We start from the raw sequence: 23,577 nt of genomic DNA on the forward strand, positions 1-23,577 counted from the left end.
TACAACATATCAAGATTCTGGCAGCTATAAAAATAGTAACCAGTTGTACTTATTATAAAAAGTTTTAATTTAAGCTTTTCTCCGCGCCTCCGCGTGAGCATGTTTTTTATTAACTTAGCAGTGCAGCGGCGCTTCGTCCATCAGTGCGATTTGTTCGCGCAATTCCAGAATGCGATCCTGCCAGTAGCGCTCGGTGTTGAACCACGGGAACGCGGCCGGAAAAGCCGCATCGTCCCAGCGACGGGCGATCCACGCGGCATAATGAATCAGGCGCAAGGTGCGCAGCGCCTCGATCAAATGCACCTCGCGCGGATTGAAATCATAAAAATCCTCATAGCCTGCCAGCAGATCGCCGAACTGTCGCGTCTGTTCTGCGCGCTCGCCCGACAACAGCATCCACAAATCCTGAATGGCAGGCCCCGCGCGGCTGTCGTCAAAATCGACGAAGTGCGGCCCGTCATCGGTCCACAACACGTTGCCGACATGACAGTCACCGTGCAGCCGGAGCGATTTGACCTCCCCCGCGCGATCAAAACAGCGCCTCACCCCGTCCAGCGCGTGAGCGGCAACGCCGCGATACACCTCACGCAAGGCGGGCGAAATAAAGTCGTTCGCCATCAGATACTCGACCGGCTCGACCCCGAAGCTGTCAATATCCAGCGTCGGGCGATGAACATACGTTTTTAGCGCGCCTACCGCATGAATGCGGCCGAGAAAACGCCCCATCCATTCAAGCGTATCCGGGCGGTCAAGCTCCGGCGCCCGTCCGCCATGTTTATTGAAAACCGAAAACCTGAAACCGTTGAATTCGTGCAGGGTCGTGCCGTTGATGAGATTGGCCGGCACCACCGGAATTTCACGCGCAGAAAGCATCGCAACAAATTCATGCTCTTCGAGTATCGCATCCTCTGTCCAGCGGGCGGGGCGATAAAACTTGACGACCAGCGGCGGCCCGTCCTCCATGCCTGCCTGATAGACGCGATTCTCGTAACTGTTGAGCGCGAGCAGGCGACCGTCACCGGCCAGCCCTGCGCTGTCCAGCGCATCGAGCACAACGTCCGGGGTGAGTAAACTAAAAGGGTGTTGAGTATCCATGGACGGCATTGTACGGCAATCCGCACCCCGCTTCTCAGGTGTATAATTCCGCCCACTGTCCATACTCCAAGGAAAAATACCGTGTCCCTCTCGAAACGCGTCCAGGCCATCAAACCCTCCCCTACTCTTGCCGTTACCGCCCGCGCCGCAAAACTAAAGGCAGAAGGCCGTGACATCATCGCACTGGGAACGGGCGAGCCTGATTTCGACACACCGCAACACATCAAGGATGCCGCCATCAAGGCGATCAATGCAGGATTTACCAAGTACACCGCCGTGGGCGGCACGCCGTCGCTGAAGGCGGCCATCATCGCCAAGTTAAAACGCGACAACAACCTCGATTACACGGCCAAGCAGATCCTGGTTTCCTGCGGCGGCAAACAAAGCTTCTTCAATCTGGCGCTCGCCGTGATCGATCCGGGCGACGAGGTGATTATTCCCGCGCCGTACTGGGTGTCGTATCCCGACATCATCATCATCGCCGAAGGCAAACCCGTCATCGTCCACACCGACATCACGCAGGGTTTCAAACTGACGCCGGCACAACTCGAAGCCGCCATCACGCCGAAAACCCGCATGCTGGTGATCAATAGCCCAAGCAATCCTTCAGGCGCGGTGTATACGCTGGACGACCTCAAGGCGCTGGGCGAAGTGCTGAGACAACATCCGAACATTATGATTGCCACCGATGACATGTACGAACACATCGCGCTGGCCGATGAAAAATTCGTCAACATTCTCGATGCCTGCCCAGATCTGTATTCGCGTACCATGGTGCTCAACGGCGTCTCCAAAGCCTATGCGATGACCGGCTGGCGCATCGGCTATGCAGCAGGCGCTGAAGCCATCATCACCGCGATGGAAAACGTGCAGTCACAAAGCACCTCCAACCCGACGTCGATCTCGCAAGTGGCCGCCGAAGCCGCCTTGAACGGCGACCAGAACTGCCTCGCACCGATGATCAAAGCCTTCCGCGAACGCCATGTGTTCGTGGTGAACGAACTGAACACGATCCCGGGCGTGAGCTGCCTGATGGCGGGCGGCGCATTTTATGCATTCCCTGATGCAAGGGTTGCGATCGCCAACCTGTTCAAAAAAGGGATCATTACAGCGCCGACCGACATCGCCCTCTCCGAATACCTGCTGGTGGAAGCCGGCGTCGCGGTCGTGCCGGGTTCTGCCTTCGGCAGCGAAGGCTATATCCGCCTGTCGTTCGCCACCTCAATGGACAACCTCGTCGAAGCACTCAAACGCATCAAAAAAGCACTCTCGTAACAGACCGATGAGGGGTTAATACCCCTCACCCAAACGTACTCCCCATTCCCGTGTGCGCCGCTGAAGATAGTCACAAACAAACGGTGGTTTAAGGCGAGCACTGTCTGAGTCCCGAGCAGTAGCGCGGTCGAGCCGGGTTCAGCCTTCGGCAGCGAAGGCTGAACCCGCCTGTCGTTCGCCACCTCGATGGACAACCTGATCGAAGCACTCAAACGCATCAAAAAAGCACTCTCGTAACAGACCGATGAGGGGTTTCGCGCCCCTCACACGGCAATCCCATTCCCGTGTGCGCCGCTGAAGATAGTTACAAACAGCGGTGATTTTAGGCGAAAACGTGTTGCGATGCGCAGCATTGCAACAGTTTCGGCGAAACGAATAACACGAAAGTTGGCTGAGCCAACACTGTATTGAGCAGCCGCTAGGTCGGAACGTGCGAGTTGCGCAGCCCCGTTTGTTTGTGACTATCGAAGGCACGCCGCAGGCGCGGCAAACCGGGTCGCCTTCTTTCGGTTCCTTTCTTGGCGAGACAAGAAAGGAACCGCCGATGGCGGTAACTCCGCCAAATCAGTCAGTAAAACTAGCGCTATGAAAGTCAGCTAACGAGACATTGGAGTCGTTCACGACAGGCAGCTATATGGCAGGCAATTCAGCTAGAAAAACCTCTCAAAAAGTGAAGAAAATGGTGTGAATGCGTTAGCTATTGCCCTTGCGGCAGTAACAATAAACAAATTGCTGATCGGTGCCAAACGGCGTGTGATGCACCTCCTTCTCATGCGCGACCAGCAAAAAAGCATCACCAAATTCCGCGTGCAGACTTTCTGGCTGGTATCGCATCACGGGTAGGCCGCTGCATTTTTCCGGGCCATCTGCGGCAAAGGTGGCAACAATCACATGCCCACCCGGGCGGACTGCATGCATGACCCGCTCGACATAAGCGTGACGGTCAGCCGGGTCAGTCAGAAAATGGAATACCGCACGGTCATGCCAAATATCGAAGCGATGTTCGGAAAATTCTGCACGGGTAATATCGCCTTCCATCCAGTGTACGGCGTCCGCCTGTTTTCCCAAACGCTGCTTTGCGACCGTCAGCGCCGCTGATGACAGGTCGAGCACGGTCAAATCGGTATAGCCTTCCGCCACAAGGTCATCCACCAAGTTAGATGCTCCTCCGCCCACATCAATGATGGCCGCATCTTTACCCAGCCCCGTGTTGTGGATGAGCCGCAAAGATTGATCGGCATGTTCCTGAAACCAGCTGACCGAATCAGATGGCTTGGTCGCATAAACCTGTTCCCAATGTTGCTTGCTATCCATACTTGCCCCCTTAAAAACTCAACACTTTGTCCGAATCACGGATCAGCGCATACAAATCCTGCATAGTGGAAACCGGGCAAATGTCCGATCCCTCAGACTGGCGTAATTTCAGACAAGTACCACAAGCCAAAATTGAACCACCTAGTGCCGAAAAACTGCGCATTTGCCCAGTGACATCGAACTTTTCGCTAACCAGCGATTCGGCCTCTACGCCCTTGCCAAGCAAAAAGACTGAAACCGCATCCCCTTGCTTGCGGGAAAAAAAGCCGAGTCGAAAAGCGTTCCAGACGGTTTCCGGGTCGTTTGAATAAATAACAATTCCAAGTTTCATGGTGCCTCCTGCATGTTAATTTTCAAGCAATGAAGGGTAGTAGAAAAATTTACACGACGTCAATCATACTCTTCAGGCATGCCTGCTTCGATCAATTTCAGAAAGAGACATTTCAAAACCTGAATGCAATTTTCTAATGCCTATGCTGATGATGCGCATCCGGAAAATGTGTATGAGCATGTGTCAGTGTTTCATGACGATGCAAATGGCGATGTTGGCTACCCGGTGTTGTCTGGGAATCGTGTTCATGCTGGTGATGTTCGTCGTGAGTATGATCATGGTCATGCATCAACTCCGCATGTATATGCCGGTGTTCATGGTGCTCGGTCAGATGCAGCCAAGTACCTAGCGCCATAAGTGCCCCAGCCAAGAGCAGTGGTGACGTGACCGGCTCACCCATCAGCACAGCAAGCAAAGCACCGAAGAACGGCGCAATTGAAAAATAGGCACCCGTGCGCGCCGTGCCCAGATGACGTAGCCCCACTACAAACATTGTCAAACTTACGCCATAAGCCAGCAAGCCAACCAGCATTGCGCCTGCCAGTTGCGGGAGTGCCGGTATTGAAGCACCCAACCATAAGGCCAACGTCAGGTTGACACCTCCCGACACCAAACCTTTTACCGAAGCGATCCATGTAGCGTCGGTGAGCGATACTTTACGCGTCAGGTTGTTGTCTATGCCCCATGCCAGGCATGCGCCCAGAATTGCCAGCATCGGCCATAACCCGGCTATATGTGCGTCTCCTGACCAGCTTAACACCACAGCACCAGCCACAATAGCAAGCATACCTAACGCGATGCGCCTATCAAAGTTTTCTCTGAAAACGAACCATGCCAGTAGCGCGGTAAATACACTTTCAGCATTCAGCAAGAGAGAGGCGGCAGATGCTTGCATACCGGTCAGGCCGATCATCAACAGCACAGGCCCGACGATACCGCCCGCCAGAATTGCTCCGGCAAACCAGGCTATTTCCCTGCGTGGAAGCTGTACGGCAGGCGCGTGGCTCAGACGACGATACAGTAGCAGACCAATACCTGAACCCGAATAGAGCAATCCCGCCAACAGCCACGGATCGACAGACTCAAGCAGCCACTTCGCTAAAGGTGTTCCCGTGCCAAATAACAAAGCTGCCCCTATTGCTGCGGGTATGCCCGGTTGGCAAACTGCTTCTTTCCAGTTCATCTTTTCCGCTTTCAAACAATGTAACGTTTAGCACAGGGGTTGACGAGGATAATTCTGTTTAAACAGTCATATAGCGGGCTCATGAGTAAGAATTGATGCCTGAAATTCCATACAGTTTCCGCTGCCTTGATAACCAGCCTCTTGGTTGCCGTGATTCGGATGCCGTACCAAATATTCATCTCGTATGGCCAGATTTTATGTGGTCGCGTTCAATACCGCCCTTAATACGGAGCAAGCGCATCCCATTAAATACCACGATCAGGCTGGCCCCCATATCGGCAAAGACCGCCATCCAGAGCGTGGCTTTCCCTGCCAGAGCCAAAGCGAAGAATATCGCCTTGATGCCGATGGCCAGCGTGATGTTTTGTTTGAGCACACGGGAAGTATTTCGGCTTAGCTGGATGAAGTGTGGCACTTTGCGCAAATCGTCATCCATCAGTGCAACATCGGCGGTCTCGATGGCAGTATCTGTACCGGCGCTGCCCATAGCAAATCCTATAGATGCCTTGGCTAACGCAGGCGCGTCGTTGATTCCATCACCCACCATGCCGACATGATCGTAACGGTTCATCAACTCATCGATTACTGCCAGTTTTTCTTCCGGCAGCAGATTGCCGCGCGCATCGTCTATGCCCACCTGGGCAGCGATGGCGCTGGCCGTCGTCTGGTTGTCGCCGGTCAACATCACTGATGCCACACCGAGAGCATGAAGTTGGCGGATAGCCTCCGCGCTGTGGCCGCGCACCGTGTCGGCCACGCCGATGACGCACAGCGACTCGGTTGCCGTAGCCAGCACCACGGCTGTCTTGCCTTCCTGCTCCAGACGATGCAGAGCCTCTTCGACATGCACTCCGCAGATGCCCAGTTCTTCGATCTGCCGATGGTTGCACACATAGTAAAGTTGCCCCTCGACAACCGCTTTGGCACCGCGACCTGTGAGGGACTCGAACGAAATGGCGGGTAGCAACGAACGCGGCGTTCCGTTCCCGTCGGCAGGCGTCTGCCATGCCGATACGATGGCAGACGCGATGGGATGTTCGGAATGCACGTCCACGCTGGCGGCCAGTTGCAGCAGGCTGTCGGCAGGCAACTCAACCAGCGGAACCACATCGGTCACGACAGGCTTGCCGTGCGTGAGCGTGCCGGTCTTGTCCAAAGCTACGGCTTTTATCAGGCGTCCGTTCTCCAGATGCACGCCGCCCTTGATCAGTATGCCCTGCCTTGCCGCAGCGGCAAGCCCGCTCACCACGGTAATGGGCGTGGAGATTACCAGCGCGCAGGGGCAGGCGATCACCAGCATGACCAGCGCCTTGTAGAACCATGGCTCGAACGCGGCACCGAACAGCAACGGAGGAACGACCGCCACCAGAACCGCGAACACCACCACGGCGGGGGTGTAGTAACGCGCGAACTGGTCGACGAAACGTTGCGTCGGCGCGCGTTGGCCTTGCGCCTCTTGCACCGTGTGGATGATGCGATCCAGCGTGGTGTTGCCCTTGTTTGCGGTGACGCGAAACTCCAGCATACCGCGCTCGTTCAGCGTACCGGCGAACACCGGATCGCCCGCCGCCTTCACCACGGGCATGCTCTCCCCGGTAATCGGCGCCTGGTTCACCGAACTGCCGCCCGCCGTGACCACGCCGTCCAGCGGAATACGCTCTCCCGGTTTGACGCGCACCACTTGCCCAACCTGCACGTCGGTTACTGCTGTCTCGCGCCATTCGCCGTTGTCGAGTTGCACGGTGGCGACCTCGGGAGTCATCGCCATCAGCCCCTTGATTGCGTTCTTGGCCCGCTCCAGCGAGAGCGTTTCGATCAACTCGGCCAGCGCGAACAGGAAAATCACCACCGCAGCTTCCGGCCATTCGCCGATGGCAAGCGCACCGATGACGGCGATGCTCATCAGGAAATTCATATTGAGGGCGAAGTTCTTGAGCGCGATCCAGCCTTTTTTCAGAGTGCTGAGGCCACCGGTGACAATGGAGAGCAAGGCCAGAGCGATCACCGCGACCGATTGCTCGCTCGCGCCGTTCCACGCGACGATTTCCGCAACCATGGCCGCAGTACCGGACACCGCCATCAGCGCCCATGTCCGGCGCGATACCACGGGGGATTCCGCTTCGCAGCTCGAACAGGAGCCGGACTGGCATTGCGGCTCGGGGTCTGTCTTCATACCTATCTCGCGCAAGGCATCGAGGATAGGCTGTTCATCGTCCAGTGTATGCGTGACGGCAAGACGGCGGGTTATCAGGTTGAACGACAGCTCGCCGATGCCGGGCATCGATCCGAGACGCTTGCGGATCAGTGCCTCCTCAGTTGGACAGTCCATGTTACGAATATTGAACATTGAGTGTTTCATGATCTACCTTGGCTTCACTAGGTTTCTGTGGCTTGAAAAATTCTGAGTTTCTTTAGAACTCGTACTCAATCTGCATCCTGAAGGTGTGATTGGGCCTGTCTTGCTTGTCACTGATAGGTCAAATTGGTGCCGTATGGCACACCACTTTTATCGGCCTTTTCAAATGCGCGTTCAAAAAGCAAATTGCCATTCATCTGGAGCTTGCCGGAGTCTGTCTGAAGCAATAACCCCAGCTTGAGCTCCCACGGCGCATCGCCTTTTAACGGGGCTTCCGTTTCGATGACAAAGCCAAGATCAAGCGGATATTACCAGTCTCGGTGTGCTGGAACTTGTTCACCCATTCAGCCAGCGTGACCTCTGTGTTTCCGCTACGAACCTGTTTTAAATATATCTCTGTGAACCAATATTCCTTTGCGCCGAAACCTAATCCGATACTGGCAACTTTTGCGGGATTTCCGGCTTGTGACGAGGCTGTGCCGTACTTGATATCAATTTCCCGCTCACCATATTCGACTGCGGGGTATAGACATAATCCGCAGCACCGGCAAAAGCATCCTGCGCTCCAACAATTCCGCATAGCAGGATGCCCAGAGAAAATAAATTAGCAAACGAAAACGCGAAAGAATTTTTCACGATGATTATTTTCGTACCGTGGTTGGCTGCGAACGAGCAGCCCATTTCATGCCGATGAAAATGACAATCAGTGCAGTAAGGTAAAAAATGATCTGCATTCCTGCCGGACGTGAGTCATAGCCAATCAGACTGTGCAGTAATATGCCGGTTAGTCCACTTTCCGGCAGTAGCGCAGACGTGTCCCATAGCGGCGAGGCGAGGCTGGGCAACAAATCGGCTTGAATCAGGAAATGCGCAGCCTGCGAGGCCATGCCTGCTGCTAATAGCAACACCAATATGCCAGTAGCAGCAAAGAACCAGCGCATCGGCACGCGCAGCAGCCCGGCAAATATTGTGTAACCAACCACAATACCGAGCAGCATGCCAACCATGCCGCCGAGCAGCATTGAAGACTGTCCGCCCTCACCAGATGTTGCGATGCCATAAAGAAACAGCACAGTTTCTGAACCTTCTCTGAGCACAGCCAGCCCGACGATAACAAATAGCACCGAACACTCGCTGTTTCCGTCACGAATGGCACTACCCACTAAACGAGCGTTGGTCGCCAGCGCAGCACCGTGAGACGCCATCCAAATGTTGTGCCATGCCAGCATCAGCACCGCGATGCCGAGTACGATGGTGTTGAAAATTTCTTGACCGATGCCGCTGGCCAGCGATCCGATCACGTCGGTTGAAGCGGCGACCAATCCCGAACCCACTAATCCAGCCACCAGTCCAGCGGCCAACCAGCGTTTGCTGCCGTGAATGCTGCGCGTCGCGGCAGTGAGAATCCCGATGATGATGGAAGCTTCCAATACTTCCCGGAAAACAATGATGGCAGTTGCGAACATGATTATTTTCCTATTTTGCGACGATTGAACCTTGGGCGGTTGCTGCGTGAAATTCGCCGGTGAAGGCGTAGCGTCCGGGCGTAAGTGGGCCGATGTAAATCGTCGCGGCGCCGCGTCCGGCAATCACTTTTTCCCGGTTTAGATCGTGGCTGTCGAATTCCTCGGGGGTGGCATCCTGATTCTCAACCAAGAGCTTGATTTTCTTGCCTGACGGGATGGTTAACTCAGACGGCTGGAAGCTGTGATCCTTGATGATCAGCGTATAGTCGGCATCGGCTGCATAGGCAGCGAATGGTAGTAGCAGGAAAATAAGTGAAAGACGTTTCATGGCGAACCCCGTAGTTAACTGGCCATGAATGATAATCATTCTTATTTGCAATTACAAGTATTTCCTGACATGATGACTCAGAAATCTAAAAGGTCTTGATATGCACCAACCTGATCACCTAAAAACTGTCGGTCTAAAATCCACCTTGCCACGGCTCAAGGTGTTGAGCCTGTTCGAAGCTAGCAAGCAACGCCATCTGAGCGCGGAGGAGGTATACAAGCTGCTGCTCGCCAGCGGTGACGATGTCGGCCTAGCGACCATTTATCGCGTGCTCACCCAGTTCGAGCAGGCTGGTCTGCTGATGCGGCACCATTTCGAGGGCGGCAAATCGGTGTTCGAACTTAATCAGGGCGAACACCATGATCACATCGTGTGTATGCAATGCGGCCATGTCGAAGAGTTTTACGACGCAACTATTGAGGCACGCCAGAAAAAAGCCGCCACCGATCGCGGATTTACCATTCACGACCACTCTCTCTATATCTACGCAGACTGTAACAAGCCAAAATGCCCCAATAAAATACAAAGCTGAAAATTCCCTCGTCAAATGTTTCATTGCCTGAATCTCCCTGCCCTACGGGTTTGAAAAAACTGCAAAGTTCTTTATTTCCAGTTGTCAAGCATCATTTTTGAGCTGGCTGAGGCTGACCCATCCAGCAACAGCACTGGACACAGGCATATTCCTAAAGATTAAGGCAAAGCAGCCAATACCCGCTCCAGCCGCTGACGTACCTCAATCGCCAGCAGGCTGATCTCAGGTTTGTTTACCAAATCCAGTACGGCGGCTGGATCAATGAATTCCACATGCACCGAGCCTTCCTCATCCTGGCGCACGACCACGTTACAGGGGAGCAGCAGACCGATAGACGGCTCAGCCTGCAATGCACGATGAGCCAGCGGGGGATTGCAAGCACCGAGAATGCGGTAAGGTGGCATCTCAGCATTGAGTTTCTTTTTCATCGTGGCAGCCACATCGATATCGGTCAACACACCAAAACCCTCGGACTGCAAAGCACGTACCACTTGTTCCAAAGCACTGTCAAAATCTAGTACAGCTTTCTTGCCAAATCCATAACGAATTTCCATGTTGTTCTCCTTGAATTGCATTTATAACCAAGCCATGCCGCACAAACGCCCTAGCGGCCAGAAACTTCCTGCTAAATCCCCTTCATATCATCCCGCCTTTTCAGATACTCATCACGACCGATTTCGCCTCGGGCATACCGCTCATCCAGCATCTCTAGCGCTTTGGCGGGTTCACTACCGCCCCCGTTCTTACCAGCAAGATATTTGACCACCGCCAAAACCAGAAAAATCAGCAGCAGCCAGAACAACGCCATGCCCAGCCATCCACAGCCCATCCCGTATTCCCACATCATAATTTCCTCCTTTTTGCGTTAATTACGTACACACCTGCTTCGTTCGTAAGGTGACAAGCGCAATGTATAAACACAAGAATTCCGGCTAATTGGCGCATTACGTTCAAGTTTTGGATTGCCAACCAGCTATCGGAACTGCCTGGATGATGTCGCTGATGTAAATCCAGCCAGCCTCGGCTTGGCCGGTGCGGGCGGCGTGCCCGATGATGGCCACCAGCTCGTCCACCTGGCGATCCTCGCAAACCAGTTCCAGCTTCGATTCGTTGATAACTGTCTCGGCCAATTCGATGGAATAGTGTTGCTCCTTGGCGTCCACCGCCTTCAGTAGGCTTTGCACCGGGATGACGGCAAGATTGCGGCAGCCAGGCGTTCCGTCCGTGTTGCACAGCCCTGATTCTTTTACGGCGCGAATCACATCGGCGATGCGGTGGTTGTGGATATAAGCCTTGATTTCTTTCATGCGGATTCTCCTGATTTAGTGATTGCGTGCGGCCCGGTCATGCCGCACGCTACTGGTTTACTTCGCTTGTTTGCGTTCGCGGCGTGTCTCCACCCACTCGTACATCAACGGCAAAAGCAGCAACGTCAACGCCGTAGAGGTAAACAATCCGCCCACCACGACCGTCGCCAGCGGGCGCTGAGTTTCCGCGCCCACACCCGAAGACAAGAGCATCGGCACCAGACCGAAGATGGCGATGGAAGCCGTCATCAAAACTGGTCTTAATCGCAATGCGGCACCTTGCTTAACAGCTGCACGCACCGACAAGCCCCGTTCACGTTGATCATTTAAAAAAGTCACCAGCACGATGCCGTTCAGCATCGCAACACCAAATACGGCAATAAATCCGATGGCCGATGGTACAGACAGGTATTGTCCGGTAATGAATAGCCCGATCACACCGCCGATAGTGGCGAACGGCACGTTGGCAATGATCAGCGTGGCGTAGGTAAGCGAATTAAATGCCGTATACAACAGGATGAAGATCAGTCCGATGGTGAGTGGCACGATCAGTGTCAGTTTGGCCATGGCGCGTTGCTGGTTCTCGAACGCACCACCCCACTCGATCCAGTAGCCGCTCGGCAATTTCACTTCGCGTTTGATTTTCGCCTCGGCTTCTTTCACGAAGCTGTCAACATCGCGCCCCTTCACATCCATTTGTATGACCGCATAACGTTGCAACTGCTCGCGTCGCACAAAGGAATAACCTTCATCCAAGTCCACTGTGGCGATTTTCGAAAGCGGTATCAGAGCACCATTCTGAGTACGGATCGGGATATTGTTGATAGCTTCCACGCTGTTGCGGAACTCAGGGGCGAGCCACACCTGGATGTCGAAACGCTTAACCCCATCTATCAGCGTACTCACTGCCTTGCCGCCGATGCCAGCTTGCACCAACTCAAGAATTTCGTCAGCGTTGATACCATAACGCGCAGCTTCATCCCTTTTTACCCTGACCACCATCTGCGGCTTGCCTTTGTTGGCTTCCAGCGACAGATCCGCAACACCGTGCACTTTGCCAAGCACCCTTTGGAGTTCCCCAGACAGACGATCCAGGGTGGCAAGATCCTCACCATAAAGCTTTAGCGCGAGCGTGGCACGCACCCCGGAAATCAACTCCTCGACGCGCATTTGTATAGGCTGGGTAGCCGCAAACACAGCAGTCGGAACGGCTTGCTCCAACTTATCCTGCATCTCTCTGGAGAGATCCGGGAAAGAAATGGCCTTGGGCCACTGGTCGCGCGGTTTGAGATTCACCAGAATCTCCATATAATTCACATCGGAAGTCTCGCCCTTTTCCGCCCGCCCAATCATCGCTATGGCAGAATCGGTTTGCGGGAAAGTTTTTAACTCGGCTTCGATACGCTTGGAGAGACGAATAGATTCTTCGAGGGAAGTAGAAGGAATGCTGGTCACCCGAAACATAATGCCACCCTCCTGCAAGGTGGGCATGAATTCCTTACCAAGAAAAGGAATCAACGCGAGAGATGCCACCAGCAATAACAACGCCCCGGAAACCACTTTTCTCTTATTTTCCAGCGCCCAATCCAGCAACGGAAGATAGAGTCTTTTGGCCCACTTAACGATAAAAGTGTCTTTCTCTTCCTTGGGCTTCAAGATCAGTGCCGACATGACCGGCACCAGCGTCAAGGTCAACACCAGCGAACCTACCATTGCAAAGGTGATGGTAAGCGCCATCGGCTTGAACAACTTACCTTCCAGGCCTGTAAGGGCAAACAATGGCAAAAACACCACGATAATGATTAGAATCGCAAACGCAGTCGGATTGATTACTTCCCGCGCCGCTTCCAGAATGACATGCGTCTTGTTCACCGTCTTGCCTGTCTGATGTGAAAGTAAACGGAATCCATTTTCCACCATCACCACGGCACCATCTACCATCATGCCGATGCCTACGGCCAGTCCCGCAAGCGACATCAGATTGGCCGACAATCCCCACCGCTGCATCATGATGAAGCTGATCATCATGGCTAGCGGCAATGCGATGATAACCACCACGGCGGAACGTATCTCTCCCAGAAACAGGAACAGGATAATGGCCACCAGGATAGAACCTTCGATAAGCGCGTTTTCCGCCGTCTTGACTGCCTTATCTACCAGTTCGGTGCGATCGTAAACAGTATTAATGGCAACGCCAGCCGGGAGGGCCTGCTGCACTGTATTGAGTTTCTTTTTCACCGCGTCCACCACGTTCTTGGCATTTTCTCCAATGCGCTGCAACGCCATACCCAATACGACTTCTTTACCGTCCTTGGTGACAGCGCCGGAGCGCAGTGCTGGCCCTTCTTTGACTTCGGCTACGTCGCGCACATAGACTGGTGTCCCTTCACGAGTGGCCAATACCACATTGCCAATGTCCTGCACGTTGCTAACCAAACCGAGCCCACGCACCAGATACTGCTCCTGACCAATATCGAGATATTGCCCTCCGACCTGACGGTTATTAGCCGCGAGTGTCTCCATCACAGTCTTGAAGTTTAGGCCGTATTTAATTAGCTTTTGGGGATTGATCAGCACCTGATATTGCTTTTCCTGCCCACCCCATGACATCACGTCATCGACGCCCGATGCAGTGCGCAGCACTAGACGAACATTCCAATCCTGCAAGGTGCGCAGATCCATTTCCGATAACTTTTTATCTGCCGCTTCAATGGTGTACCAGAACACCTGTCCCAGACCCGAGGTATTCGGGCCCAATCCCGGCTCTCCATACCCTTGAGGAATGCGGTTTTTGGCTTCGATCAGCTTTTCGCCGACCAGCCGACGGGCAAAGTAGATGTCAACATTATCCTTGAAATAAACGCTCACATAGGAAAGGCCGAACAACGATACCGAACGGATTTCTTCCACGTCAGCAAGACCGGCCATGGCGGTTTCCACCGGAAAGGTCAGCAACTTTTCCACGTCTTCGGCAGCCAGACCCGGTGACTCTGTATAGATGCTTACCTGCACTGGCGTCACATCAGGAAAAGCATCCACCGGCACTTCACGCCAGGCTTTCACGCCCAGCAACACCACCAACACAAACGCTACCAACACCAACACCTTGTAGCGCAACGAGAGGTCCACAATATAGTTCAGCATGATCTCTCCCTATTCCGCACTGATTTGCGATTTGAGCAGGCGTGCCTTAAGGGCATAAGCACCGCTTACCACCACGCTGTCGCCCGTCGCTACGCCAGATTTAAGCACGATGTAACCTTGAGCTCGTTCACCCACTTCCACAGCGCGGGGTTCAAACCCGCCTTTTTCAGCGACGAAAACGGTCGGTATTCCTTGCAGTAGCAACACTGCGTCAACAGGCACGATGAACACCTTAGCACCCGCCCCTTCGGTGTTTATCGCGACACTGGCAAACATTTCAGGTTTCAGTCTGCCGTCAAGATTCGGCACTTCCACACGCGCTTTAATCGTGCGTGTTTCCTTATTCATCATGCTGCTAATGTAGGTAAGTTGCCCCTTGAACACTACGCCTGGATAAGCGGATACTGTGACATCAGCTTTGGCACCGAGCTTGATCTTGCCGATGTCCTTGTCAAACAAATCACTTTCTATCCATAGCTTGGATAAATCAGCCACTGTAAACAAGGATGAATCCGGCTGAGCAAGTTCTCCTAGCACCGCCTTTTTTTCGATGATGATTCCCGCAATAGGAGCAGTCAGCGGAAATGCCGATCCTTGAAGTTTTTCAGGGACAACGCCCATCATGCGTAACTTGTCACCTGCGGCGCGCAAGGCAGCACGGGCTTTCTCATACTCGGCTCGGGTGCGCAGAAAATCCTTTTCAGGAATGATATTGTCAGCGTTCAATCGCTGCGCACGCTCGAATCCAGCCTGTGCGACTTCTGATTCACTTACCGCTTGCAGGTAGCTGGAACGCGCATCGCCCAACTCAATGCTGTCAAGCACCGCGAGTGCCTGCCCCAGTTTCACCTTGTCTCCAAGGTTGGCACTAACCTTGATAATGCGACCTGCCATGCGAGGTGCAACGTGGGCGAGTCTGTCCTGATTCGCCTGGATTGTGGCGGTAACCACCACCTGCACAGCTTGCGCTTGCAATTCCAACTTCTCTACCTTGATTGCAGCTCTTTCGACCTCCTCGGCGCTTAAAACAAGCAACATTTCGGCATCTTTCTCGCCCTGTTTTTCAGGTTTAGATGCTGCCACGGCATCGTTGGCAGGTTCAGTTTGCATAGCTTTGTCGCCGCATCCTGCAAGAAGGGTGATACACAAACCACCTGCCAGTAACCAATAGATTAATCGCCTTGGGTCTAGCTTTTGTTCGCTGCGTAAATTTTTCATGTCATGCGTTCCTTAACTTTAATTTTTTTGTTCAATGGTTATTGCGCGCAGGCTGCCAGCCTGCTGCCGATTCCAAGTTAACCTGGGTCAGGCGAAGTTCAGTCCGTGCGTCGAGCAAATCCCGCTGCCCGTCCAGCACTTGGCGATTCACAATCAATAATTGCAGTAAGCCAATCTCACCGACACGAAAAGAAACTGAAGACAGGCGCTGATTTTCTGCCAGACTTGGCAGTGCCGATTCGCTCAGCCTTTTGACGCGCGTTTTCAGATGTACCCAGCGCTCCCACAGAGCCAACACCTGGGCGCGTGCATCACGTTGCGCGGATTGTCGCTGCACCTGCATCTGGGTCAATTCGGTCGTCGCGCGCCCGATTCCTGTGCCGTTGCGGCGAAACAGTGGCAGCGGTACGGATAAGCTTAACGCCGTGACATTCAATCCGGAGTTATCAGGGGTTCCACGTCCTGTACCCAAACCCACCGTCACGTCCGGGTAAACCGACGCGCGCTCCAGATCAAGCCGACTTCTGGCGGCATTTTCCTTATGCTCGTACGCGCGTAGCAGTGAACGGTCAGCAGCGGAAATCAGCAACTCTTCCAGCCCATACGAAACAGCCGGCGGATCCAGCAATCCGGCAACATCCGGCAAACTGTCAGCGGGAAATTGCAATAAGGCCGACAAATCGGATCGTGCCTGAATGAGCTGCTCGCGCAACAGCGACACCTGATTTTGTGCACGTTCCGCTTCCACCTTGGCTAGATTGCCGTCGAGACGGCTGTCTTCCCCAGCTGCAACGCGCTTGCCAACAGCCATCGCCGCTTTTTCAATAAGCTGGAGAGACTGCTCCTCAATTTGGATACGTAATTGCAAACTGAGAACACGAATGAACCTTTGCTCCACTTCAGCATGTAATTGACGCCGTGTTTCCGTGATCAGCTCTTGCGTCGCGGCAAGAGACTGATCGGACACGGTGCGGCGTATGCCCTGCTGACCGCCTATTTCAAAAGTTTGTGCCAGACCAACCATCAGCCCGCGATTGCTTCGTGCAGGGTTGCCCGCTTGAGGAAGCGTGCCCTTGCTCCACTCAGTAGCGAGTTGTGGATTGTTCCATAACAACGCATTAGCATCGGCGAGATCGCCCTGTGCTGCGGCAAGATTTGCCTGGGTGGCTCGTAATGTCGGGTTGGCATGTTCAGCCTGTTCCCATGCTTGCTCCAATGTGAGCGGAACCGACAGAGCAGGCAATGAATAAAGTGATGCAAACAGGAATGGCACACCAATAAGGCGGCGCATTAGCCGCATCCCGATGCACGGGTTACGAAAAATAGTGACGAATTGCACGGAAACTCCTTCAGATATGCGTGCGCCAACTCACTTGAGGCGAGCGCGCACTCAAAACAAAATCAAAAACAGATTTGAATCGAATCTTAGGAAAAGAGTCTTGGTGGCCTGAAAAGGCCGTCAGGGGATGAAAGCTGAACAGCTTTGGACTGTTGGATAGAATATTCGTTTACAAACTCAGGCATCACAGGTGTTGACTGACTAAGTAACCCCATGAAGTGCACGGCAGCGTGACACCAGTGATTACAGGGACTTTGGGGTGAAACATCCGCATTGACACCTTGAGATTCTGATGAAGAGTAGTGGTCTTCCATAGCCAGGCTACGTTGCTCGTCGAACCATACATCTGCTACTGCTTCCTTGTTAAACGTCCAGCCGCCAGCATTGATCACGAGCGTAATCATGAGAAAGTATATAGCCTGACGGATGAGTCTACCCATGTTGCGATACTAAAGGATTTTGTGGTTTAAGTACATTTATTAGGTTTGCCTCGATTTCCACGTGGAAAGTTTGGTGAGTTCAAATTGCTGATCGATACATCCAAGATGGTCCGTTAAATTCCTCCTTCACGGCACACTGCATTACGCCACGAACGGCTGCTTTATTGCTGCAAATTTTACACCTTGACGGGCAGGTATTGGCACATACCCGCCACTCACCATCATCTGCTTTAATCACCCTACTGCTGTGCTGCGAACAACGTTGCAACAAAAAATAAATTGTGTTCAATATACCGGATTAACCCGAACGGAAGTATTAGCCATTAAGGCTATATCGTAAAACTCGGATAGGACGGCGGTCTGAAAGCGGTGCAAGCTGGCGCAGCTAATTTGAATACGGCACTGGAGTGGGTGGTCAGACAACCGGATGGCCTACTGATTGATCGCCTGGATATTGGGTGGCAGCCGCCGGATGGCATTCGTTACGCGTGAACGGAACCGTGCGTTATTGAGGAAGTTGCTATTTCGCTGCAAGCCTTATATTACAAGGCTCGCAAGTGTCAAATCGCTTACTGATACAGGTGTTTGCCAAACGCCTTCCATACCTCGCCGCCGTGCACATCGCGCCGCTCGAACGTGGCATTCTCCATCGTCTGTATCATCAACGACGCCAGCGAAAAAAGCTCGGCCTTCGTGATCCTACTCTGGTCATTCGATGCGTAAGCGGCCTCGACCTGTGCGGGGCCGAACGTTTTGCATTCCGCCGCCAGTTGCCGCATGGCGACTTCGTCGTGCCAGTCCAGCCCCAGCGCAATCATTTTTCTCATCAAGGCCGTTTCAATATTGGCAACCTCGCCCCAGTGATTTTCGATCTGGCTCATTTCGTTATGCTTTCAGTGAAAATGGATATCGGCGGATCATTTACGGATGCTCGACGAACCGCGCGGTCATTTTGCGGGCAATCGGCGCAAACAGATAAATAACCGGCACCGCGACAGGGTAGGCGATTAAGAAAGCATGCAACCAGTGGCGGAGGAAATCATCCGTCATACCGACATTCGCGAGTGTAATCACAGCAGTCATCAGAAACACCATCATCGCGCCCATGACGAGAGAGAAGAACAGGTGGAAGGAATTTTTAGGCAGTTTTTTCATAGCGGATATTTTAACGGATGTTGAGCATAGCGGGAAACCTCGCTTGCAGGGACATATAGGCCAGATTCTATGCTTTGACGAACACAATCTTCAACTCAGTGTGCAAAGATACATTCACCGACATGGCAAATTTCTTCACAGAGGACATTCCAAGCATGGCCGTTTATGCCATAAATTATCTCCGAATGCTCAAATGGCTATGCAAATACAACAGACACATGACCTTCTGTGCGTGATCGCGGAGCAGACTTAACCACAATCTGAATATCCCGCCCCAATCGCGTGAGACATTCCAACAGCTTAGCTTCAGAAATACCGCGAAACTGACCGCGCAACAAACCTGACAGTTTAGGTTGCGTGATACCCAGCAATTCGGCGGCTTGAACTTGCGTTAATTTGCGTCGTTTAATGATCTCGCCAATATTAGTGGCCAATTGGGCTTTAACCCACATTTCTTCGGCATCAGGCACCCCGAGGTCGGCATACACATTGTTGCTACCAGACTCAATATCACTCATTTTTTACTCCTTCCGCATGCTGCTGCGCCAATTTCAACCTATCACGAATCAGATCGATATCCTGTTTGGGCGTCGCGATACCCTTATGGGATTTCTTTTGAAAACAATGGAGCACGTACACAGCATGACCAAACCGGACTGTGTAGACGGCTCGATAGGTATTGCCGTCATCATCTTCAACAACTTCAAGAACACCCGCCGATCCAAAACCCTTCAATGGTTTTGCTTGTAAATGCTTCCCGCCATGCTGCGCCACATGAAGCGCAAACCCGAATACATCCACGACATCGGACGGCATGGACATCAAATCCTTTTTTGAGGATGCGACCCACTCTAGCGGCTTAACCGTGACTTTATTCATGTGCAGATTATATCCATATAGGTATAAACATCAAGAATTTTTCGAATCGGATTCGCGCAAATGGCAGGCGATCATGGCGCACCCGTCAAAAAAACGGCCCGCAAGACGGGCCGTTTTCAAGTGACAATCAGTTTTGCTGCCGCCCGCCCGCTAAAATCAGGCAGATCATCTGGAAAGCTACATTTTCCGGAATTGGCGGCCTTAAGTCTGACTTATATCGGACGCTTGATGCTCACGGCACCACGAACTTGACCTACGCTGTAGCCGGTTGCCTTGTCGTGCGGATAGTCTTCATTCAGGCGAGCCTTGACGCTATCGGGAATTTGTTCTGTCGCACCGTGACAGGCAACACAACCTGCTTGCAGCGGAATCGCCTTGATAAAGCGGAAATATTTGCCAGCCGGCTCCTGCACCATTTCCGACAATTCCAGCGTTTCAGGTTTTTCGCCTTTAGCTGCGCGCGCCTCGAATTCCATCAGCGCCTTTTGCTCCCAGGCATCGGCCACGCCCAGCATAGGATTGCGCACTTTCAGACTGACGCGCGTCATTTTCCAACCGGTCTTGCGTGAAACCTCACCCGTCATTTGCGGTGCGATATCGCGGCACACTTTAACGGCCGAATCAGGCCCGCCTTCGCTGACCGCTTTTTGATTCGCGGCACCCAGCTGCTTCAAAAACGGCATGGCGACCGCACGGCTCTCGTCCTGATATTTAGTCAGATCTTCGGCATAAACGCTGCATGTAGCAAGACTGAGCAATGCAAACAGAGAAATTTTTTTATTCATGACTATCCTTATATTTAAAAAGCCCGGCAATTAACCGGGCTAAAGTCTGGGAGGACGGATGGATTATTTTTTAATGCCGCAGGTGTTCACGCCCAACAGCATATAAGCAGGACAAAAACCGATCGCGCCGGTCAGCAACGGCACAACGCCGATCCAACCCCACACGCCCACCATGTCAGTCGCAGCCAGCGCAATCAGAACCAGACCTGCGATTACCCGAAGAATACGATCCATGCCGCCTGAGTTACATTTCATTTTGAGCTCCTTGTGGTTGATGGATCGCATATTAGGGGCAGCTCACACAACTGTCTGTGACAAACCTCACATAAGTCATTTTTTTGGTTGCATGTAATTTCGAGTATGTAACATAAATCCTATTTTAAAAATTACGCCGGTGGCAGACCGGCAACTGGTTACTTTCTTTTGCGTCGCCAAAAAAAAGTAACCCAAGAAAAGGCGACCCCGGTTTACCGCGTTTTCCTATTTGCAACCAAACAGGAAAACGTACCCTTGATAGTCGGCAAACAACGGGGCTGCGGAACTCGCACGTTCCGACCAGCTGCCACGTGCTCAAACAGTCCTCGCCTAAAATCACCGCTGTTTGCTGGCTATCTTCGGCGGCGCACAGGGGCTGTAGGTGTTAAGGAACACGCTCATTTCATCGTATTATTACCGCTGTGGTTTTCGAACTACCCGCTGCATTTCATATAGGGCCTATTTTTCTGACCATCCATTCCGGCGTATCGGGAGCACAAATGAAAGCGCCCCGCAGTGCGGGGCGACATTCAATGCGTAACGGCTATCTGCTTAGTGCAAATGACCGCCTGCTTCATCATGCACATGGCCGTGTTCCAGTTCTTCTTCGGTCGCGGCACGCACGCCGGTGACCGTGCAGTCAAAGGTGACCGTTTTGCCAGCCAATGGATGATTGCCATCCACGGTCACTTCGTCGTCGCCCACTTCCACAACGGTGTACAAAATGAAGTCTTCATCGTCAGATTCTTCAGGCGCGCCTTCAAACTGCATGCCAACGGCGACATCTTCAGGGAAAGAGCTGCGCGCTTCGACTTCGACCAGTTCGTGCTCGTATTCGCCGAATGCATCATCCGGTTGCAAGGTGACGCTGACCTTATCGCCTACGCTCTTGCCATGCAGCGCTTCCTCTACCAGTGGAAAAATACCGTCGTAACCGCCATGCAGATAGCTGATCGGATCTTCAACCGATTCAAGCACTTCGCCTGCCACCTCGGCATTGCGCAATTCGTAACGCAACGATACCACTGTATTTTTTGCAATCTTCATTAAATTTCCTTTTTAAAATTTCGCCGCTGCAAGCATAGCCGGCGTATGTGAAAGTTATATGTATCTATTCAATCCTAAATCTCGCGACATTTTAAACACTTTGTCTGTCGTCACCTAATAAATTTTTTACTGCTACAACGCGGGGCCTGACGAGGCTATAATCTCGCGCATGAAAAATATATCCACATTGCTAGGCGGCCTGTCCATAGACGAATTTCTGCGCGACTACTGGCAGAAGAAACCGCTGCTGATACGCGGCGCCATTCCTGAATTCACCGGTCTGCTGAGCCCCAAACAGGCCATCAAACTTGCCTGCACCGAAGAAGCGCAAGCGCGCCTGATCACGCAGTACAACGGCGAGTTTGAACTGGCGCAATCGCCCTTTACGGCCAAAGACTTCAAAGACTTCGGCAAGGCGCACTGGACGGTGCTGCTGCAAGGCTTAAACCATCACCTGCCGGAAGCGGCCGAACTGCTTAAACGCTTCGATTTCATTCCGCACGCGCGCCTCGACGACCTGATGGTCAGCTACGCCCCCAAGGGTGGCGGCGTAGGCCCGCATTTTGACCCCTACGATGTTTTCCTGCTGCAAGGTCTGGGACATCGCCGCTGGCAGATTTCCACGCAAGCCGACCGCACGCTGATCGAAGGCGCACCGCTGCGCATTTTGCAGGACTTCAAGGTCGAGCAGGAATGGGTACTGGGTCCTGGCGACATGCTGTATCTGCCGCCGCAATGCGCGCACAACGGCGTCGCCGAAGACGACTGCATGACCTATTCGATCGGTTTTCGCACCCCCGCCTATCAGGAACTCGCCGAGCAGTTTCTGGTTTACCTGCAAGACCGGATCGTGGTGGAAGGCAACTACGCCGATCCCGATTTGAAAACGCAGGCGCATCCGTCCGAAATCAGTTCCGCCATGCTGACGCAGGTAGAACAGGCGATCAAGCAGGTGCGCTGGGATAAAGGTGACATCGCCAATTTCCTCGGCTGTTATCTGAGCGAACCCAAGCCGCATATCTATTTCGATACGCCGGAGACCGAGCTGAGTCTGAAAAAATTCGCCAAAGCACTCTCGTCCAACGGCATCGCACTGAATCTCAAGAGCCAGATGCTGTGCCGCACCGACACCGTGTTTATGAACGGCGAATCAACGCAGGTGGAGGCAGCCGACTACGCCTTGCTGCGCGAATTGGCTGACAATCGCAGCCTCCCTGCACAACCGGAATGTCCGGAACATGTGATCGAAACGCTGTATGAATGGTATCTGGACGGGTATCTCGCCCCCCTTTAAGGAGACCTTGATGACGGATGACGCGCTAATACACACCCATCTGGACGGCATTACCGATTACAGCGCGGCACTGGATACCTTATGCCGGCGGGCACAGCACAACCTTTACCTGTTCGAAAATAATTTCGACGGTCTGGGGTTTAACTCGGAGGCACGCTACGACAGCTTGCGCCACTTCCTGCTGGCGAACCCTGCCAACCGCCTGCATGTGCTGACGCACGACACGCACTATCTATCCACGTTGTGTCCGCGCATGACGATGTTGTTGCACCAGTTTGACGACAGGATGTTCATACACCAGACATCCAAAATCCTGCAGCACATTACCGCGCCCTTCAGCGTCGCGGACAACCTGCACTATGTGCGCCGGTTTCATTTCGACGATCCGCGCGGCATTTTTGCGCAAAACGACCCCGAAAATGCGCGCGCACTGACCGCGTCCTTCATGGAAATGTGGTCCAGTTCGCATTCCGCTATATCCACAACGCGACTAGGCTTATAAAAATACTGTAATTTGCTGGATTTTTTTAATTTAACTGGTAGAATGCCGCGACTTTGATTTTAGCTGAATCAGCGAAGTCGAACAAAATTTTGAATCATTTTTAACTTAACTTTAAGGAAACTTAACATGAAATTATCCGCTCTCGTTGCTGCTCTGTTGGCTCTTGCTTTGTCTGCTTGTGGTGAAAAGGCTGCTGAAGCTCCAGCTGCTGCTCCTGCTGTTGTTGAAGCACCAGCTGCTGCATCTGCTGTTGTTGAAGCACCAGCTGCTAAGTAATAGACTGCTTGCAAGAAAAAACCGGCGCAAGCCGGTTTTTTTTCGCTTAAAATTTC

27 protein-coding genes are annotated in these 23,577 nt (G+C 52.9%); 5 read left to right on the plus strand and 22 right to left on the minus strand.

All coding sequences use genetic code 11. The features are described from left to right. Nucleotides 1-114: 114 nt before the first annotated feature. Nucleotides 115-1,104 (minus strand): serine/threonine protein kinase, encoded by a 990-nt coding sequence (locus GALF_RS10820; protein WP_013294106.1) that lies wholly within the window; start codon nt 1,102-1,104, stop codon nt 115-117. A gap of 72 nt (nt 1,105-1,176) precedes the next feature. On the opposite strand from GALF_RS10820, the gene GALF_RS10825 reads away from it, so the two are divergent. Further along, complete coding sequence (locus GALF_RS10825; protein WP_013294107.1) at nt 1,177-2,370, plus strand: pyridoxal phosphate-dependent aminotransferase; 1,194 nt, start codon at nt 1,177-1,179, stop codon at nt 2,368-2,370. A 693-nt stretch (nt 2,371-3,063) separates the two neighbouring features. Here GALF_RS10825 and GALF_RS10830 read toward each other — a convergent pair. From GALF_RS10830 to GALF_RS10860, 7 genes are all read right to left on the minus strand, one after another. Then, the gene (locus GALF_RS10830) at nt 3,064-3,684 is read right to left on the minus strand and encodes a class I SAM-dependent methyltransferase (protein ID WP_013294108.1); all 621 of its coding nucleotides are present in this window, start codon (nt 3,682-3,684) and stop codon (nt 3,064-3,066) included. Between the two features lie 10 nt (nt 3,685-3,694). Continuing rightward, the gene (locus tag GALF_RS10835; RefSeq protein WP_013294109.1) at nt 3,695-4,015 is read right to left on the minus strand and encodes a DsrE family protein; all 321 of its coding nucleotides are present in this window, start codon (nt 4,013-4,015) and stop codon (nt 3,695-3,697) included. 133 nt (nt 4,016-4,148) lie between these two features. Continuing rightward, on the minus strand, nt 4,149-5,198 hold the full coding sequence (locus GALF_RS10840; protein WP_013294110.1) for a DMT family transporter: 1,050 nt from the start codon (nt 5,196-5,198) through the stop codon (nt 4,149-4,151). Nucleotides 5,199-5,373: 175 nt separating this feature from the next. Continuing rightward, nucleotides 5,374-7,545: a heavy metal translocating P-type ATPase gene (locus GALF_RS10845; protein WP_223293694.1), complete on the minus strand. Its 2,172-nt coding sequence runs from the start codon at nt 7,543-7,545 to the stop codon at nt 5,374-5,376. Between the two features lie 435 nt (nt 7,546-7,980). Then, entirely contained in the window at nt 7,981-8,190 is a 210-nt protein-coding gene (locus GALF_RS10850; protein ID WP_223293695.1) for a hypothetical protein, read from the minus strand. 5 nt (nt 8,191-8,195) lie between these two features. Beyond that, nucleotides 8,196-9,020 (minus strand): FTR1 family iron permease, encoded by an 825-nt coding sequence (locus tag GALF_RS10855; RefSeq protein ID WP_013292838.1) that lies wholly within the window; start codon nt 9,018-9,020, stop codon nt 8,196-8,198. A 10-nt stretch (nt 9,021-9,030) separates the two neighbouring features. Further along, nucleotides 9,031-9,348: a cupredoxin domain-containing protein gene (locus tag GALF_RS10860; RefSeq protein WP_041938251.1), complete on the minus strand. Its 318-nt coding sequence runs from the start codon at nt 9,346-9,348 to the stop codon at nt 9,031-9,033. A 100-nt stretch (nt 9,349-9,448) separates the two neighbouring features. Between GALF_RS10860 and fur the strand changes: the two genes are divergently transcribed. Beyond that, nucleotides 9,449-9,880: a ferric iron uptake transcriptional regulator gene (gene fur / locus GALF_RS10865; RefSeq protein ID WP_013292836.1), complete on the plus strand. Its 432-nt coding sequence runs from the start codon at nt 9,449-9,451 to the stop codon at nt 9,878-9,880. Between the two features lie 158 nt (nt 9,881-10,038). Here the strand turns inward: fur and GALF_RS10870 are convergent, their stop codons facing one another. The 14 genes from GALF_RS10870 to GALF_RS10930 all read right to left on the minus strand — a co-directional run bounded on the left by GALF_RS10870 (nt 10,039) and on the right by GALF_RS10930 (nt 21,449). Further along, nucleotides 10,039-10,434, minus strand: coding sequence for a DUF302 domain-containing protein (locus tag GALF_RS10870; protein WP_013292835.1), 396 nt, complete (start codon nt 10,432-10,434; stop codon nt 10,039-10,041). 71 nt (nt 10,435-10,505) lie between these two features. Then, nucleotides 10,506-10,727: an SHOCT domain-containing protein gene (locus GALF_RS10875; protein WP_013292834.1), complete on the minus strand. Its 222-nt coding sequence runs from the start codon at nt 10,725-10,727 to the stop codon at nt 10,506-10,508. 103 nt (nt 10,728-10,830) lie between these two features. Beyond that, nucleotides 10,831-11,187, minus strand: a complete 357-nt coding sequence (locus GALF_RS10880; protein WP_013292833.1) for a P-II family nitrogen regulator — start codon at nt 11,185-11,187, stop codon at nt 10,831-10,833. Nucleotides 11,188-11,244: 57 nt separating this feature from the next. Continuing rightward, nucleotides 11,245-14,331, minus strand: a complete 3,087-nt coding sequence (locus tag GALF_RS10885; RefSeq protein WP_013292832.1) for an efflux RND transporter permease subunit — start codon at nt 14,329-14,331, stop codon at nt 11,245-11,247. Between the two features lie 9 nt (nt 14,332-14,340). Further along, nucleotides 14,341-15,549 (minus strand): efflux RND transporter periplasmic adaptor subunit, encoded by a 1,209-nt coding sequence (locus GALF_RS10890; RefSeq protein ID WP_013294114.1) that lies wholly within the window; start codon nt 15,547-15,549, stop codon nt 14,341-14,343. A gap of 31 nt (nt 15,550-15,580) precedes the next feature. Continuing rightward, nucleotides 15,581-16,840 (minus strand): TolC family protein, encoded by a 1,260-nt coding sequence (locus GALF_RS10895; RefSeq protein WP_013294115.1) that lies wholly within the window; start codon nt 16,838-16,840, stop codon nt 15,581-15,583. Between the two features lie 134 nt (nt 16,841-16,974). After that, nucleotides 16,975-17,292, minus strand: coding sequence for a hypothetical protein (locus GALF_RS15595; RefSeq protein WP_190274075.1), 318 nt, complete (start codon nt 17,290-17,292; stop codon nt 16,975-16,977). A gap of 605 nt (nt 17,293-17,897) precedes the next feature. Continuing rightward, nucleotides 17,898-18,209, minus strand: a complete 312-nt coding sequence (locus tag GALF_RS10900) for a hypothetical protein (RefSeq protein ID WP_013294117.1) — start codon at nt 18,207-18,209, stop codon at nt 17,898-17,900. Between the two features lie 40 nt (nt 18,210-18,249). After that, nucleotides 18,250-18,483, minus strand: coding sequence for a DUF2798 domain-containing protein (locus GALF_RS10905; protein ID WP_013294118.1), 234 nt, complete (start codon nt 18,481-18,483; stop codon nt 18,250-18,252). Between the two features lie 197 nt (nt 18,484-18,680). After that, on the minus strand, nt 18,681-19,001 hold the full coding sequence (locus tag GALF_RS10910) for a helix-turn-helix domain-containing protein (RefSeq protein WP_013294119.1): 321 nt from the start codon (nt 18,999-19,001) through the stop codon (nt 18,681-18,683). Further along, nucleotides 18,994-19,362 (minus strand): type II toxin-antitoxin system RelE/ParE family toxin, encoded by a 369-nt coding sequence (locus GALF_RS10915; protein ID WP_013294120.1) that lies wholly within the window; start codon nt 19,360-19,362, stop codon nt 18,994-18,996. The genes GALF_RS10910 and GALF_RS10915 overlap by 8 nt, the downstream gene beginning before the upstream one ends. A 212-nt stretch (nt 19,363-19,574) precedes the next feature. Then, nucleotides 19,575-20,147 (minus strand): Tll0287-like domain-containing protein, encoded by a 573-nt coding sequence (locus tag GALF_RS10920; protein WP_013294122.1) that lies wholly within the window; start codon nt 20,145-20,147, stop codon nt 19,575-19,577. Nucleotides 20,148-20,210: 63 nt separating this feature from the next. Continuing rightward, nucleotides 20,211-20,402, minus strand: a complete 192-nt coding sequence (locus GALF_RS10925) for a YgaP family membrane protein (RefSeq protein ID WP_013294123.1) — start codon at nt 20,400-20,402, stop codon at nt 20,211-20,213. A gap of 552 nt (nt 20,403-20,954) precedes the next feature. Beyond that, the gene (locus GALF_RS10930; RefSeq protein WP_013294124.1) at nt 20,955-21,449 is read right to left on the minus strand and encodes an FKBP-type peptidyl-prolyl cis-trans isomerase; all 495 of its coding nucleotides are present in this window, start codon (nt 21,447-21,449) and stop codon (nt 20,955-20,957) included. 169 nt (nt 21,450-21,618) lie between these two features. Here GALF_RS10930 and GALF_RS10935 point away from each other — a divergent pair, with 169 nt between their 5' ends. From GALF_RS10935 to GALF_RS15755, 3 genes are all read left to right on the plus strand, one after another. Then, nucleotides 21,619-22,743, plus strand: a complete 1,125-nt coding sequence (locus GALF_RS10935; RefSeq protein WP_013294125.1) for a cupin domain-containing protein — start codon at nt 21,619-21,621, stop codon at nt 22,741-22,743. Between the two features lie 10 nt (nt 22,744-22,753). Beyond that, nucleotides 22,754-23,245, plus strand: coding sequence for a DUF7931 domain-containing protein (locus GALF_RS10940; protein ID WP_013294126.1), 492 nt, complete (start codon nt 22,754-22,756; stop codon nt 23,243-23,245). A 126-nt stretch (nt 23,246-23,371) separates the two neighbouring features. Further along, on the plus strand, nt 23,372-23,521 hold the full coding sequence (locus GALF_RS15755; protein ID WP_190274076.1) for a hypothetical protein: 150 nt from the start codon (nt 23,372-23,374) through the stop codon (nt 23,519-23,521). Nucleotides 23,522-23,577: the final 56 nt, after the last annotated feature.

Source organism: Gallionella capsiferriformans ES-2 (assembly GCF_000145255.1).
Classification (GTDB): domain Bacteria; phylum Pseudomonadota; class Gammaproteobacteria; order Burkholderiales; family Gallionellaceae; genus Gallionella; species Gallionella capsiferriformans.

Coding starts and splice junctions, on each gene's coding strand:
- GALF_RS10820 (WP_013294106.1), bottom strand. CDS start 1,104: ATGCCGTCCATGGATACTCAACACCCTTTTAGTTTACTCACCCCGGAC.
- GALF_RS10830 (WP_013294108.1), bottom strand. CDS start 3,684: ATGGATAGCAAGCAACATTGGGAACAGGTTTATGCGACCAAGCCATCT.
- GALF_RS10835 (WP_013294109.1), bottom strand. CDS start 4,015: ATGAAACTTGGAATTGTTATTTATTCAAACGACCCGGAAACCGTCTGG.
- GALF_RS10840 (WP_013294110.1), bottom strand. CDS start 5,198: ATGAACTGGAAAGAAGCAGTTTGCCAACCGGGCATACCCGCAGCAATA.
- GALF_RS10845 (WP_223293694.1), bottom strand. CDS start 7,545: ATGTTCAATATTCGTAACATGGACTGTCCAACTGAGGAGGCACTGATC.
- GALF_RS10855 (WP_013292838.1), bottom strand. CDS start 9,020: ATGTTCGCAACTGCCATCATTGTTTTCCGGGAAGTATTGGAAGCTTCC.
- GALF_RS10860 (WP_041938251.1), bottom strand. CDS start 9,348: ATGAAACGTCTTTCACTTATTTTCCTGCTACTACCATTCGCTGCCTAT.
- fur (WP_013292836.1), top strand. CDS start 9,449: ATGCACCAACCTGATCACCTAAAAACTGTCGGTCTAAAATCCACCTTG.
- GALF_RS10870 (WP_013292835.1), bottom strand. CDS start 10,434: ATGGAAATTCGTTATGGATTTGGCAAGAAAGCTGTACTAGATTTTGAC.
- GALF_RS10875 (WP_013292834.1), bottom strand. CDS start 10,727: ATGATGTGGGAATACGGGATGGGCTGTGGATGGCTGGGCATGGCGTTG.
- GALF_RS10880 (WP_013292833.1), bottom strand. CDS start 11,187: ATGAAAGAAATCAAGGCTTATATCCACAACCACCGCATCGCCGATGTG.
- GALF_RS10885 (WP_013292832.1), bottom strand. CDS start 14,331: ATGCTGAACTATATTGTGGACCTCTCGTTGCGCTACAAGGTGTTGGTG.
- GALF_RS10890 (WP_013294114.1), bottom strand. CDS start 15,549: ATGAAAAATTTACGCAGCGAACAAAAGCTAGACCCAAGGCGATTAATC.
- GALF_RS10895 (WP_013294115.1), bottom strand. CDS start 16,840: ATGCGCCGCCTTATTGGTGTGCCATTCCTGTTTGCATCACTTTATTCA.
- GALF_RS15595 (WP_190274075.1), bottom strand. CDS start 17,292: ATGATTACGCTCGTGATCAATGCTGGCGGCTGGACGTTTAACAAGGAA.
- GALF_RS10900 (WP_013294117.1), bottom strand. CDS start 18,209: ATGAGCCAGATCGAAAATCACTGGGGCGAGGTTGCCAATATTGAAACG.
- GALF_RS10905 (WP_013294118.1), bottom strand. CDS start 18,483: ATGAAAAAACTGCCTAAAAATTCCTTCCACCTGTTCTTCTCTCTCGTC.
- GALF_RS10910 (WP_013294119.1), bottom strand. CDS start 19,001: ATGAGTGATATTGAGTCTGGTAGCAACAATGTGTATGCCGACCTCGGG.
- GALF_RS10915 (WP_013294120.1), bottom strand. CDS start 19,362: ATGAATAAAGTCACGGTTAAGCCGCTAGAGTGGGTCGCATCCTCAAAA.
- GALF_RS10920 (WP_013294122.1), bottom strand. CDS start 20,147: ATGAATAAAAAAATTTCTCTGTTTGCATTGCTCAGTCTTGCTACATGC.
- GALF_RS10925 (WP_013294123.1), bottom strand. CDS start 20,402: ATGAAATGTAACTCAGGCGGCATGGATCGTATTCTTCGGGTAATCGCA.
- GALF_RS10930 (WP_013294124.1), bottom strand. CDS start 21,449: ATGAAGATTGCAAAAAATACAGTGGTATCGTTGCGTTACGAATTGCGC.
- GALF_RS10935 (WP_013294125.1), top strand. CDS start 21,619: ATGAAAAATATATCCACATTGCTAGGCGGCCTGTCCATAGACGAATTT.
- GALF_RS10940 (WP_013294126.1), top strand. CDS start 22,754: ATGACGGATGACGCGCTAATACACACCCATCTGGACGGCATTACCGAT.
- GALF_RS15755 (WP_190274076.1), top strand. CDS start 23,372: ATGAAATTATCCGCTCTCGTTGCTGCTCTGTTGGCTCTTGCTTTGTCT.